The following is a 13,234-nucleotide window of genomic DNA, read 5'->3' on the forward strand; positions in this document are numbered from 1 at the left end:
GGTATAGGCCGCGGACGGTACGGTCAAGCCGGGTCAATTCGCCCGATTACCGAAGAAATCCTTGACCTTGGCGAAGAAGCCGTCGGCTTCCGGCTGGGTTGTGCCGGAGGAGAGCTTGTCGAACTCGGCCAGCAATTCCTGCTGCTTCTTGGTGAGGTTCTGGGGGGTCTCGACCACGACCTGGACATACATATCGCCCATCTGCCGCGAGCGCAGCACCGGCATGCCTTTTGATGCAATGCGGAAGCGGCGGGCGGACTGGGTTCCGGCGGGGACCTTCACCTTGGTCTTGCCCTTGTCGATGGTCGGCACCTCGAATTCGCCGCCAAGGGCAGCGGTCACCATCGAGATCGGCACGCGGCAATGCAGGTCGGCGCCATCGCGCTGGAAGAACTGGTGCTGGGCCAGCGACAGGAAGATGTAGAGGTCGCCGGGCGGGCCGCCGCGGACTCCGGCCTCGCCTTCGCCGGCGAGCCTGATCCTGGTGCCGTCCTCGACGCCCTGAGGAATGTTGACCGACAGATTGCGCTCGCGGGTGACTCGGCCCTGGCCCGAGCAGGACGGGCAGGCATCCTCGATCATCTGGCCGCGGCCCTGGCAGCCGGGGCAGGTGCGTTCGAGCGTGAAGAAGCCCTGCGACTGCCGCACACGGCCGGCGCCACCACAGGTCGCACAGGTCTTGGGCTTGGTGCCGGCCTTGGCGCCAATGCCCGAGCAAGCCTCGCAGGTGACCGAGACCGGGATCTCGATCTGCGCGGTCTTGCCGCCAAAGGCTTCCTCGAGGGTGATTTCCATGTTGTAGCGCAAATCGGCGCCACGCTCGCGGCCGCCGCGGCCGCGCTGCCCGGCCATGCCGAACAGATCCTCGAAAATGTCGGAGAAAGACGAAGCGAAGCCTGCGCCGAACCCGGGACCGCCACCGGGGCCTCCCTGCTCGAAGGCAGCATGGCCGAAACGGTCATAGGCCGCGCGCTTGTCCTTGTCCTTGAGGATCTCGTAGGCCTCGTTGATTTCCTTGAACTTGACTTCGCTGGTGTCGTCCCCGGGATTGCGGTCGGGGTGGAATTTCATCGCCAGCTTGCGGAAGGACGATTTCAGAACCGAATCGTCGGCCGAGCGTTCGACTTCGAGGGTTTCGTAATAGCAGCGCTTGGTGGACATGTGTGACCCGGTCTATCCAATCGCGATTCAAGTCGGAGCGAAACAACGTCGCCACGCGACGATATAGGCAGCCTTCCGCCTTGCGGCAGAGGGCTGCATGGCAGCGTTGAGAATAACGGCTGGGGATTGATTGATCGTAACGGGACCGACTTCAAAAGAGTCCTGGCCCGTCGAGCCCGACACGAAAGCCTCCCCCCTGAAGGGGGAGGCCGTTGCAGCGTGTGGGGTCCAAGCCGTCCGCATCATGACCCTCGCGGGCTTATGCAGACTTCTTGTTGTTCTTGTCGTCGTCGACCTCGGTGAATTCCGCGTCCACGACGTCGTCCTTGGCCGCATCCTTCTTGGCGTCGGCCTCGGCCTGCTGCTTGTACATGGCCTCGCCGAGCTTCATCGAAGCCTGGGCCAGCGTCTGGGTCTTGGCCTTGATCGCCTCGGCATCGTCGCCCTTCAGCGCTTCCTTGAGGTCGCTGACGGCATCCTCGATGGCGCGGCGCTCGGTCTCGGCGACCTTCGAACCGTGCTCGGCCAGCGCCTTCTCGGTGGAGTGCACCAGCGCGTCGGCATGGTTCTTGGCGTCGACCGCCTCGCGGCGTTGCTTGTCGGCCGCGGCATTGGCCTCGGCGTCCTTGACCATCTTGTCGATGTCGGCTTCCGACAGGCCGCCGGAGGCCTGGATGCGGATCTGCTGTTCCTTGCCGGTGGCCTTGTCCTTGGCCGAGACGTTGACGATGCCGTTGGCGTCGATGTCGAAGGTCACCTCGATCTGCGGCATGCCGCGCGGGGCCGGCGGAATGCCCATCAGGTCGAACTGGCCGAGCATCTTGTTGTCGGCCGCCATTTCACGCTCGCCCTGGAAGACGCGGATGGTGACCGCGTTCTGGCTGTCCTCGGCGGTCGAGAACACCTGGCTCTTCTTGGTCGGGATCGTGGTGTTGCGGTCGATGATGCGGGTGAACACGCCGCCCAGCGTCTCGATGCCCAGCGACAGCGGGGTCACGTCGAGCAGCAGCACGTCCTTGACGTCGCCCTGGAGCACGCCGGCCTGGATCGCAGCGCCGATCGCCACGACTTCGTCCGGGTTGACGCCCTTGTGCGGCTCCTTGCCGAACAGCTGCTTCACGACTTCCTGGACCTTCGGCATGCGCGACATGCCGCCGACCAGCACGACTTCGCCGATCTCACCGGCGGTGACGCCGGCATCCTTCAGCGCCTTGCGGCAGGGCTCGACGGTCTTCTGGACGAGGTCGTCGACCAGCGCCTCGAACTTGGCGCGGGTGAGCTTCATCGTCAGATGCTTCGGGCCGGTCTGGTCCGCGGTGATGAACGGCAGGTTGATCTCGGTCTGCGTCGTCGACGACAGCTCGATCTTGGCCTTTTCAGCGGCTTCCTTCAGGCGCTGCAACGCGAGCTTGTCGTTGCGCAGGTTGATGCCCTGCTCCTTCTGGAACTCGTCCGCGAGGTAGCCCACCAGGCGCATGTCGAAATCTTCGCCGCCGAGGAAGGTGTCGCCATTGGTCGACTTCACCTCGAACACGCCGTCGCCGATTTCGAGAATGGAGATATCGAACGTGCCGCCGCCGAGGTCGTACACGGCGATCGTGCCGGTCTTGGTCTTGTCCAGACCATAGGCGAGCGCAGCCGCGGTCGGCTCGTTGATGATGCGCAGCACTTCGAGGCCGGCGATCTTGCCGGCGTCCTTGGTGGCCTGGCGCTGGGCGTCGTTGAAGTAGGCGGGAACGGTGATGACGGCCTGGTCGACCTTCTGGCCGAGATGGGCTTCCGCGGTCTCTTTCATCTTCTGCAGGATGAAAGCCGAGACCTGCGAGGGCGAGTAGGTCTGGCCGTCGGCCTCGACCCAGGCGTCGCCGTTGGAAGCCTTCACGATCTTGTACGGAACGAGCTTCTTGTCCTTCTCGACCATCGGGTCGTCGTAGCGGCGGCCGATCAGGCGCTTCACTGCGAAGAACGTGCGCTCGGGATTGGTGACGGCCTGGCGCTTGGCAGGCTGGCCGACGAGGCGCTCACCGTCGTCCGTGACGGCGACGATCGAAGGCGTCGTGCGCATGCCTTCGGAATTCTCGATGACTTTGGCGTTTTTGCCATCCATCACGGCGACGCACGAATTCGTGGTGCCGAGGTCGATCCCAATGACCTTTCCCATGGTCCTGATATCCTTGTTTTTGCGGCAGGTTGGCTGGGCCCAGAAGGCACCCGAACCGAAACCCCCTAAGATCAAACATTCGCGATATTGCGATGGTTGACGCTCATATAGGAGGGGGGGAGGGGCCCGCAAGGACCGAACGCAAGTTTCGGCCGTGAAAACATCGGGTTTTGGAAGAACATATCCGCCCTGCACCGCCCTTGCGGGTGAGGAATTATTAACAGGTTCAGCCCTCAGCCGGCCCGCGCCGCCGTGATCCGCCCCGCCTTGTTACCGGCGCGCCAAACCCGCTAAAAGGCGGACCGGCCGGACCGCCGCGCGACCGTGCCTCGCGCGACAAAGAGGCCCGATGGCCGACCATCGAACGGCCTCAATGTGAACCAATCAGAGTGCCCATGAAGCTGATCCGCCCCCTCGCCGCGCTCGCCCTCCTCGCCGCCACGGCACTTGCGGCCTTCGCCGCCGACGCTGTTTTCCCGCCCGGCTTGCGCCTCGGCATGGTGCCGCTGGTCGGCCTCAATGCGGCCAAGACCTTCCCGGGCTTCGAAAGCGAGGACGGCAGCGTCAAGGTGCTGATCACCGAGCTGCCGCCGGCGGCCTATGGCGAGGTCGCCAGTGCCTTCAGCGCCAACCCGGCCGGCAACAACGGGGTGAAGCAGGACAAGATCGAGACGCCGGCGGGGCTGGCCTATTTCACCACCGAGACTGGCAAGGCCGGCGACACCCCGGTGAAGCGCTATTCGATGATCGTGCCGGGTCCCGGATTCTCCGGCTATGTCGCGGTCCAGATCCCGGAGAACGCCACCAAGATCTACACCGATGAGGCGGTGCGGCAGATGTTTGCGAGCACCAGCACCCGCAAGCAGGTCTCGGCCGAAGAGCAGATCGCGCTGATGCCGTTCAAGATCACCGATCTCGCCGACTTCAAGGACATCCGCACGCTGGCGCCGGGCGCCAGCATCATCCTGGCCGACGGCAGCGAGAGCACCGGCTATGAACAGAAGCCGTTCATGATCCTCGGCCTGATCGGCGCCACCCCGCAGCAGGCCGACGACCGCGCCCGCTTCGCGCAGGAAGCCGCGCTGCAGATTCCCGGCGTGCGCGAATCGCGCATTACCATGTCGGAGCCGATCCGCATCAATGGCCAGCAGGGTTTTGAGACCCGGATCGACGGCGTCAGCGGTAAGGACAAGGTCCCGGTGACCGTGGTGCAGTGGATCCGCTTTTCCGCCGGCGGCGCCTCGCTGCGTATCATCGCCAGCGCCCCGCGCGACCAGTGGTCGGATGCCTTCACCCGCTTCCGCGCCGTGCGCGACGGCATCCAGCCGAAGGGCTGACGACGGCGGTCCAACACATCCGGTGTCGTCCCGGCGAAGGCCGGGACCCATAACCACAGGGAGTGGTTGCAGGGTGAGCTGGTAATTCCAAGTCTTCGCAAAACCATTGCTGCGGCGTATGGGTCCCGGCCTGCGCCGGGACGACGATCTGGATTAGCAGCTCAACCGCTCATCAAAGCCGGCTGCATTTTCGGGCTTTTGTTCGTATACGAACGGAACTAGGCTTCGCTCCCGGTGGATCACCTTATTAGATCATTCTGGAGGAGGCGAACGATGCTCAATCGGCGACAGATTTTGGCGGCGCTGGGGACGACGGCGCTCGCAACCCTCGCACCAAGCGCGCTGTTTGCAGCGACCTCGATCAAGCCGGACGACGCATCGGCGCTGCTCGTGATCGACGTGCAGAATTGCTTCCTGCCCGGCGGCAGCCTCGCGGTGAAAGAAGGCGAGCAGGTGGTGCCGGTCATCAACAAGATGGCCAAGGCGTTCTCTAACGTGGTGATGACGCAGGACTGGCACACGCCTGGCCACGTCTCGTTTGCCTCGGTGCATTCCGGCAAGAAGCCGTTCGAGACCATCGACCTGCCCTACGGCAAGCAGGTGCTGTGGCCCGACCATTGCGTGCAGGGCACCGACGGCGCCTCGCTGTCGAAGGATCTCTCGATCCCGCAGGCCGAGCTGATCATCCGCAAGGGCTTTCACAAGGACGTCGACAGCTATTCGGCCTTCCTCGAAGCCGATGGCAAGACTTCGACGGGACTTGCCGGCTATCTCAAGGGGCGCAAGATCAAGCGCGTCTTTGTCGCCGGCCTCGCGACCGATTTCTGTGTCGCCTGGACCGCGCTCGATGCGCGCAAGGCCGGCTTCGAGGTCTATGTCGTCGAAGACGCCTGCCGCGGCATCGACAATCAGGGCTCGCTGGCAAAGGCCTGGACCGATATGGCCAAGGCCGGCGTGAAGCGGATCCAGTCTGCGGACATCGCGGTGAGCGCGTAAGTGTGACTTACGTCGCGCCTAGTTCGCCTCGTTGCTGTTCGCCGCGGGCGCGGCCTTCGCCCCGCCCTTGGCGACACCGACCAGCGCCGGGCGCAGCACGCGGTCGCCGATGGTGTAACCGGCCTGCACGACCTGAACCACGGTGCCCGACGGCACCGACGCATCAGGCACTTCGAACATCGCCTGCTGGAAGTTCGGGTCGAACTTCTGGCCCAAGGGATCGAACTTCTTCACGCCGTGCTTTTCCAGCGCGTTGAGCAGCGAGCGCTCGGTGAGCTCGACGCCCTCGATCAGCGAGGTCAGGCCGGGATCGGCCGCGGCGCGCGTTTCGGCCGGAATGGCATCGAGCGCACGCTGGAGATTGTCGGCGATGTCGAGCACGTCGCGGGCAAAGCCGGTGATGCCGTAGAGGCGGGCGTCAGCGACCTCCTTGGTGGTGCGCTTGCGCAGATTTTCCATCTCGGCCAGCGTCCGCAGCATGCGGTCGCGCGCCTCACTGGCTTCCTTCTGCAACAGCTCGACCGAGCCGGGCTCGGGATCGTCGGGCATGATGTAGGGTTTTGACACCACCGGCTCGCCGGTCGCAGCAGTCGTGTCTTCGGGTTGCCGGTCTCGATCGGTCATCGGCTCTCTTCTCGAACTGGTCTCAATGGGATTTTGCTGGCCCGGATATCGTGCTTCGGGCGCTGAAAATCAAGCGCCCGTGATCGGCGCAAATGCCGGTCAGCCCCCCAGCAGGCGGCTGACGATACGGGCGGCGTAGTCCACGGTCGGGATCACACGGGCATAATTCAGCCGCGTCGGCCCGATCACGCCCAAAACGCCGACGATGCTGCCGGCCGCATCCCGATAGGGCGAGATGATGGTGGAGGAACCGGACAGCGAAAACAGCTTGTTCTCCGAGCCGATGAAAATCCTGACGCCTTCGGCGGTTTCTGCGCGGCCCAGGAGGTCGATCACGCCGCGCTTGGTCTCGAGATCGTCGAACAGCAGCCGCACGCGCTCGAGATCCTCCAGCGCATGCAGGTCTTCCAGCAGATTGGCGTGGCCGCGGACGATCAGCTGGCGGTCCTCGTTCTCGCCGCCGGACCAGCTCGCAATCCCGGCCGAGATCACCTTCTGCGTCAGCTGATCGAGCTCGGCGCGCGCCTCGTTGAGCGCGGTCTCAAGCTCGAGCCGCGCCTCGGCCAGCGTTCGGCCCCGGATCCGCGCGTTGAGGAAATTGCCGGCCTCTGTGATCGCCGAGGAGGGAACTCCCGGCGGCAGCGCCAGCACGCGGTTTTCGACCTGGCCATCTTCGCCGACCAGGATCACCAGCGCCTTTTCCGGTTCCAGGCGAACGAATTCGATGTGTTTCAGCCGCGTATTGGATTTCGGCGTCAGAACGACCGCGGCGGTCCGGGTGAGACCCGACAGCCGCGTCAACGCCTGATCCAGCGCCGCCTCGACCGACTGCGCCTGCCCGACCGAGGTCAGTTGGCTCTGGATCGACTGCCGCTCGGCCTCGTTGAGGTCGCCGACCTGCATCAAAGCGTCGACGAAGAAACGCAAGCCGAGTTCCGTCGGCAGCCGGCCGGCGGAGGTGTGCGGGGCATAGATCAGGCCGAGATGTTCGAGATCCGCCATGACGTTGCGGACCGAGGCCGGCGACAGCGGCATCGCGATCAGGCGGGAGATGTTGCGCGAGCCGACCGGCTCACCGGTGGCGAGATAGCTTTCGACAATTTGACGAAAGATGTCGCGGGAACGCTCGTTGAGCTGGGCGAGGCCTGCGCGCGGCGCGATCAGATGGATCGGATCGTGATGGGCCACAGACGATAACTCCTCTCAGGTGCTCATAATTTGTCCATCCCGGAAGCTTCTGACAAGCGTGGCGTTTGCGGGGTGGAAAACCGGGGGTGAAAAAGCCTTGTGGTTTCCCCTTGCTGCTCACCCTCGCCCCCCCTACAAGCACCGCGAACAGCCCTTTTCCGAGAGTTTTGGAGGATTTCCCATGCGGCCAAGCCGCCGTGCGCCCGACGAATTGCGCCCCGTGACGCTTGAGCGCGGCGTGGTCAAATATGCGGAAGGCTCCTGCCTCGTGAAATTCGGCGACACCCATGTGCTGGTCACGGCCACGCTGGAGGAACGCCTGCCGCCATGGCTGAAGGGCCAGGGCCGCGGCTGGGTCACCGCCGAATATGGCATGTTGCCGCGCGCCACGCTGGAACGCACCCGCCGCGAGGCCTCTGCCGGCAAGCAGAGCGGCCGCACCGTCGAGATCCAACGCCTGATCGGCCGCTCCTTGCGCACCATCGTCGATCTCGAAGCGCTCGGCGAGCGCCAGATCACGGTCGATTGCGACGTGATCCAGGCCGACGGCGGCACCCGCACCGCCTCGATCACCGGCGCCTGGGTCGCACTCGCCGACTGCATCAACTGGATGAAGTCGCGCAACATGATCAAGGCCAAAGTGCTGCGCGACAATGTCGCCGCGATCTCCTGCGGCATCTATCAGGGCAAGCCGGTGCTCGACCTCGACTATGCCGAGGATTCGGAAGCCGAGACCGACGCCAATTTCGTCATGACCGGCGACGGCCGCATCATCGAGGTGCAGGGCACCGCGGAACGCGAGCCCTTCACGCAGGACGAGTTCCTGGCGCTGATAGCGCTGGCCCAGAAGGGCATCGCGCGTCTCGTGGACTTGCAGAAACTGGCTGTCGCGTAGTCAATAGGCCCATGCCCCGCCGAATCACCGGAAAGCTCGTCATCGCCACTCACAATCCCGGCAAGCTCGCCGAGATGAAGGAGCTGCTCGCGCCGTACGGCATCGAGGCGGTGTCGGCCGGCGAGCTCGGCCTGCCCGAGCCGGACGAGACCGGCAACGATTTCCGCAGCAACGCCGCGATCAAGGCGATCGCGGCGGCGCAGGCAACGAAGTTGCCGTCGTTCGCCGATGATTCCGGGATTGTCGTCGACGCGCTCGATGGCGCACCCGGCATCTACAGCGCGCGCTGGGCCGGGCCAGCCAAGGATTTTAGCGCGGCGATGGCGCAGATCGAGCGCCTGCTACAGGAGCGCGGCGCGACCACGCCGGACAAGCGCACCGCGCATTTCGTCTCCGCACTCTGCGTCGCCTGGCCCGACGATCATCTCGAAGAGGTCGAGGCGCGCGTCGACGGCACGATGGTGTGGCCGCCGCGCGGCACCGCCGGTTTTGGTTACGATCCGATGTTCCTGCCCGACGGTCACACGCGCACCTTCGGCGAGATGGAAAGCATCGAGAAGCACGGCCTGCCGCCGCTTGGCCTCGGCCTGTCGCACCGTGCCCGTGCCTTCGTGAAACTGGCGGAGATCTGCCTTGAGCCGCGCTAGAGCGTTTTCGAGCGAAGTGGATACCGGTTCGCGCAAGGAAAACGCGTCAAAACAAGAATCTGAACCCTTTGGCGTCTACGTGCACTGGCCGTTCTGCCTGTCGAAGTGCCCCTATTGCGACTTCAACAGCCACGTCCGCCACGCTGCGATCGACGAGGCGCGCTTTGCCTCCGCCTTCGCGCGCGAGATCGAAACCACCGCACAGCGCTCGCCTGGCCGCGAGGTCACCTCGATCTTCCTCGGCGGCGGCACGCCGTCGCTGATGCAGCCGGCAACCGTCGGCGCCGTGCTCGATGCGATCGGCAAGCACTGGACCGTCGCCAGCGACGTCGAAGTGACGCTCGAGGCGAATCCCACCAGTGTCGAAGCCACGCGCTTTGCCGGCTATCGCGCCGCCGGCGTCAACCGCGTCTCGCTCGGCGTGCAGGCGCTCGATGATGTCTCGCTGAAGGCGCTCGGCCGCATGCACAGCGCGCGCGAGGCGTTAGATGCCGTCGCGATCGCGCGCCGCTCGTTCGACCGCTACTCGTTCGACCTGATCTACGCCCGTCCCGACCAGACGCCGGCGATGTGGGCTGACGAGCTCCGCCACGCCATCGATGAAGCGGCCGAGCATCTGTCGCTCTATCAATTGACGATCGAGGAAGGCACGCCTTTCTTCGGCCTGCACCAGGCCGGCAAATTGAAGACACCGGACGAAGCCGTCGCGCGCGCGCTCTACGACGTGACGCAGGAGACCTGCGACAAGCTCGGCCTTCCCGCCTACGAGATTTCCAACCACGCACGGCGCGGCGCCGAGTGCCGGCACAATCTGGTCTACTGGCGCGGCGAGGAATATGCCGGTATCGGCCCCGGCGCCCATGGCCGTCTCGACATCGACGGCGTGCGCCATGCCACCGCCACCGAGAAGCGCCCCGAGGCCTGGCTGATGCGGGTTGAAAGCAACGGCAACGGCATCGTCACCGACGATCTCCTCAACAGCGAAGAGCGCGCCGACGAATTCCTGTTGATGGGATTGCGCCTTGCTGAGGGCATCGACCCCGAGCGCTACAGAGCGCTCTCCGGCCGCCCGCTCGACCCAAAGCGCATCGCGCTGCTGCGCGAGGAAGGCGCGATCACAGTCGATGCGACGGGGCGCTTGCGCGTGACGAGCAGCGGTTTCCCGGTGCTGGACGCGGTGGTTGCGGATCTCGCGGCGTAGCGAGGTGTCGTAGGGTGGGTTAGCGAAGCGTAACCCGCCAACTTTGTCCCACGTGCACGGAAACATGGTGGGTTACGCCTTCGGCTAACCCACCCTACGGCACCGTCGCCCTGAGCTATGCCCCAAAACTCTTCGGCGAGCCCGCGACCGCAACACCGCCGCCGGTCGTCACCTTCATCACCGCGAGCCCGCGCTCGTTGGTGCCGTCGGCACGGAAGCGGAACAGGCCGTCGATGCCGGCAAAGCCGGAAGGGTTGGTGAGCACATCGGGCGAGAAGCGCGTGGTGCCTTGCGTGCGCGCGAGGGCGGCGACGAGCGCGACCGCGTCATAGGCGAGCGTCGCGGTGCGGATCGGCTCGGCACCGTATTTGGTGCGGTAGCGGCCGGAGAACGCGCGAAAACCGGCCGGATCGGGCGCGGCGTAGAGGCCGCCTTGCAAATTTGGGCTGGCATAGACGCGCGGATTGTCCCACAGGCCGGTGCCGAGCAGCTGGATGTTGCGCAAATTCGCGCCCGCGGCCGTCATCGCATCGGCCACCGCGACGACGGCATCGCCGTCATCGGCGATGAACAGCGCATCGGCGCTGCCGAGCTGCTGCGCCACGGTTCGTGCCGGCGTGGCGCGATCGGCGCCGTATCGTTCGAACGCGACGACGCGGCCGCCGCGCCGCGGCACCGCCGCCTTCACCGCGGCCTCGACGACGTTGCCATAGGCGTTGTCGGGCACGAGCACGGCGACGGAGCGCTTTCCGATGCTGGCGGAATACTCGACGATGCGGTTGACGTCGGACTCCGGCAGGAAGCTGAGCAGATAGACGCCGCGGCCGGCGATGCTGGAATCGGTCGAGAACGCGATCACGGAGATGCCGCGCTGGCGCGCGACCTGCGCCACCGCCGGCACCGACTGCGCGAACAGCGGCCCCAGGATGATCTCGGCGCCTTCGTCGACCGCCTGCTGCGCGCCGGCTTGCGCGCCCTGCGGGCTGCCATTGTCGTCCTTGATCAGGAGCTGGATGTTCGGGTTCTGGAATTCGGCCAGCGCCATCTCGGCGGCGTTGCGCATGGATTGCGCGGCGAGGCCGGCATTGCCCGCGGCCGAGAGCGGCAAGATCACGCCGACCTTCACACCACCGCTGCCGGCGGTCGTGGCCTGCTGCGGCGGGCCAGCCGGTTGGGCCGGGGGCTGGGAGCTCGAGAACGGATTGGAGAACTGGCTGAGGCTCTGCTGCACGCCGGCGCAGGCCGACAGCAGCGGCGCGCCGAGCAACAGGCCAAGCGCGCCCCTCCGGGTCGCCCCCGACGATCGGGGCCCCTGAACGGGAGACTTCAAATCACGCGGGCCCAGCATGGCAGCTTCTCTTCTGACCCGCCGTCGCCGGCCGGTCACAACGAACTTGCCGCGACGGAAGTCGCGGATTCAGGCATATTGTCGGCAAATAGTTAACCAAAACAAAAGGATAAGGACCGCTTAACGCGGCCGCCTGTCAAGTTCTGGCTCGCTGTCCGCCGTCCGTCACCAAGCACCAAGGCGGCGTTTCCGCCGCGAATATGGCACTGACGCTGCATTCCCTCTCGAATGTGACCCCGGACGGATCACATTCCAGTCCTTCCTCGCCCCTTAACCGGTACGATCTTTTTCGGAGCACCGGTTCCCAGCCCTCCGGATCATGCCTAAGTTCGTTTCATTATGCGCGCAAAGCCGGCCCCGATAAATACACCTGAAGGCACAGACGCCGCCTTGCGCGGTTTCTCCATCGACGCCCATCGGCTCGTCGCGCCGAAGCCGGCGCCAGGCCTCTATCTGGTCGCGACCCCGATCGGCAATCTCGGCGACATCACGCTGCGCGCGCTCCAGACGCTGGCCGGGGTCGAGATCATCGCCTGCGAGGACACCCGCATCACGCGGCGCCTGACCGAGCGCTACGATATCTCGGCGCAGCTCAAGCAATATCACGAGCACAATGCCGAGGCCGCGCGGCCGAAAATTCTGGAGGCGCTCGCGCAGGGCGGCTCGGTCGCGCTGGTGTCGGACGCCGGCACGCCGCTGATCTCCGATCCCGGCTACAAGCTGGTGCGCGAGGTCTGCGCCGCGGGTCATGCCGTCTACGCATTGCCTGGCCCGTCCTCGGTGCTCGCGGCGCTGTCGGTCGCGGCGCTGCCGACCGACCGCTTCTTCTTCGAAGGCTTTTTGCCGGCGAAATCCGTCGCCCGGCGCTCGCGCCTCACCGAGCTCGCCCGGATCGATGCGACGCTGGTGATGTTCGAATCCGGCAACCGCGTGCAGGATACGCTGGCCGATCTCGCCGAGATCATCGGCACGCGCGAGGCCGCGATCTGCCGCGAGCTGACCAAACTGCACGAAGAGATTTCGCGCGCGACCCTGAGCGAGCTCGCGCGCGAGGCGGACACGCTGGAGACGCGCGGCGAATTCGTGCTGGTGATCGGCCCGCCCGCGGCCGACGCCGAGGTGATGACGTCGGACGCGCTGGATGATCTCCTGCGCGGGCAGCTCGCCGCGCACAGCGTCAAGGACGCAGTGGCGCACGCCGTCGAGCTATCCGGCCGGCCGCGCCGCGAGGTCTATGCCCGCGCGCTCGAGCTCGCAAGAGGCTTGCGGGGCGACGATGGCGAAGACTAAGGGCGCAGAACCGAAAGTCGCCTCGCCCGAACGTGTCGCCGCGTTCCGCACCGGCATCTCGGCCGAGACCCGCGCCGCAGCCTACCTCATGGCCAAGGGCTATCGCATCCTGGCAAAGCGCTACCGCACACCGCATGGCGAGATCGACCTCGTCGCCCGCCGCCGCAATCTGATCGCCTTTGTCGAGGTCAAGGCGCGCGCCAGCCTCGACGAGGCCGCCTATGCGGTGACGCCGCGCCAGCAGCAGCGCATCATCGACGCCGCGCAAGGCTGGCTTGCCGCGCATCCCGAGCATGCGGAATTCGAGCTGCGATTCGACGCCATGCTGATTGCGCCGCGCTCGCTTCCACGCCATGTGTTGGCGGCATTCGACGCCTCGACCTGAA

Annotated in this window: 12 protein-coding genes; 7 read left to right on the plus strand and 5 right to left on the minus strand. The window is 65.6% G+C overall.

The features are described from left to right. Window positions 1-33: 33 nt before the first annotated feature. A complete protein-coding gene (gene dnaJ / locus IC761_RS00805; protein ID WP_195801434.1) occupies window positions 34-1,161 on the minus strand; it encodes a molecular chaperone DnaJ in 1,128 nt (375 codons plus the stop codon). Window positions 1,162-1,420: 259 nt separating this feature from the next. Further along, a complete protein-coding gene (gene dnaK, locus IC761_RS00810) occupies window positions 1,421-3,322 on the minus strand; it encodes a molecular chaperone DnaK (RefSeq protein ID WP_195801435.1) in 1,902 nt (633 codons plus the stop codon). Window positions 3,323-3,717: 395 nt separating this feature from the next. Here dnaK and IC761_RS00815 point away from each other — a divergent pair, with 395 nt between their 5' ends. Together IC761_RS00815 and pncA are read left to right on the plus strand one after the other, a co-directional pair. After that, window positions 3,718-4,659 (plus strand): hypothetical protein, encoded by a 942-nt coding sequence (locus IC761_RS00815; protein WP_195801436.1) that lies wholly within the window; start codon window positions 3,718-3,720, stop codon window positions 4,657-4,659. A 273-nt stretch (window positions 4,660-4,932) separates the two neighbouring features. Further along, on the plus strand, window positions 4,933-5,655 hold the full coding sequence (gene pncA, locus IC761_RS00820; RefSeq protein WP_195801437.1) for a bifunctional nicotinamidase/pyrazinamidase: 723 nt from the start codon (window positions 4,933-4,935) through the stop codon (window positions 5,653-5,655). An 18-nt stretch (window positions 5,656-5,673) separates the two neighbouring features. Here the strand turns inward: pncA and grpE are convergent, their stop codons facing one another. Continuing rightward, window positions 5,674-6,279 (minus strand): nucleotide exchange factor GrpE, encoded by a 606-nt coding sequence (gene grpE, locus IC761_RS00825; RefSeq protein WP_195801438.1) that lies wholly within the window; start codon window positions 6,277-6,279, stop codon window positions 5,674-5,676. A 99-nt stretch (window positions 6,280-6,378) separates the two neighbouring features. Next, on the minus strand, window positions 6,379-7,467 hold the full coding sequence (gene hrcA, locus IC761_RS00830) for a heat-inducible transcriptional repressor HrcA (protein WP_195801439.1): 1,089 nt from the start codon (window positions 7,465-7,467) through the stop codon (window positions 6,379-6,381). Window positions 7,468-7,648: 181 nt separating this feature from the next. Here hrcA and rph point away from each other — a divergent pair, with 181 nt between their 5' ends. From rph to hemW, 3 genes are read left to right on the plus strand one after another with little or no spacing between them, the layout of a single operon-like run. After that, a complete protein-coding gene (rph, locus tag IC761_RS00835; protein WP_195801440.1) occupies window positions 7,649-8,362 on the plus strand; it encodes a ribonuclease PH in 714 nt (237 codons plus the stop codon). A gap of 11 nt (window positions 8,363-8,373) precedes the next feature. Beyond that, a complete protein-coding gene (gene rdgB / locus IC761_RS00840; protein WP_195801441.1) occupies window positions 8,374-9,009 on the plus strand; it encodes an RdgB/HAM1 family non-canonical purine NTP pyrophosphatase in 636 nt (211 codons plus the stop codon). Between the two features lie 16 nt (window positions 9,010-9,025). Beyond that, window positions 9,026-10,210, plus strand: a complete 1,185-nt coding sequence (hemW, locus tag IC761_RS00845; RefSeq protein ID WP_195804507.1) for a radical SAM family heme chaperone HemW — start codon at window positions 9,026-9,028, stop codon at window positions 10,208-10,210. Window positions 10,211-10,325: 115 nt separating this feature from the next. On the opposite strand, the gene IC761_RS00850 is transcribed toward hemW, so the two are convergent. Beyond that, window positions 10,326-11,558 (minus strand): penicillin-binding protein activator, encoded by a 1,233-nt coding sequence (locus tag IC761_RS00850; RefSeq protein ID WP_195801442.1) that lies wholly within the window; start codon window positions 11,556-11,558, stop codon window positions 10,326-10,328. A gap of 339 nt (window positions 11,559-11,897) precedes the next feature. On the opposite strand from IC761_RS00850, the gene rsmI reads away from it, so the two are divergent. Continuing rightward, on the plus strand, window positions 11,898-12,848 hold the full coding sequence (rsmI, locus tag IC761_RS00855; RefSeq protein WP_195801443.1) for a 16S rRNA (cytidine(1402)-2'-O)-methyltransferase: 951 nt from the start codon (window positions 11,898-11,900) through the stop codon (window positions 12,846-12,848). Next, window positions 12,835-13,233 carry a YraN family protein gene (locus IC761_RS00860; RefSeq protein WP_195801444.1) on the plus strand — a complete coding sequence of 133 codons (399 nt, stop codon included), beginning with the start codon at window positions 12,835-12,837 and terminating at the stop codon, window positions 13,231-13,233. Before rsmI ends, IC761_RS00860 begins: the two co-directional genes overlap by 14 nt. Window position 13,234 lies beyond the last annotated feature (1 nt).

The organism is Bradyrhizobium commune, from assembly GCF_015624505.1.
Classification (GTDB): domain Bacteria; phylum Pseudomonadota; class Alphaproteobacteria; order Rhizobiales; family Xanthobacteraceae; genus Bradyrhizobium; species Bradyrhizobium commune.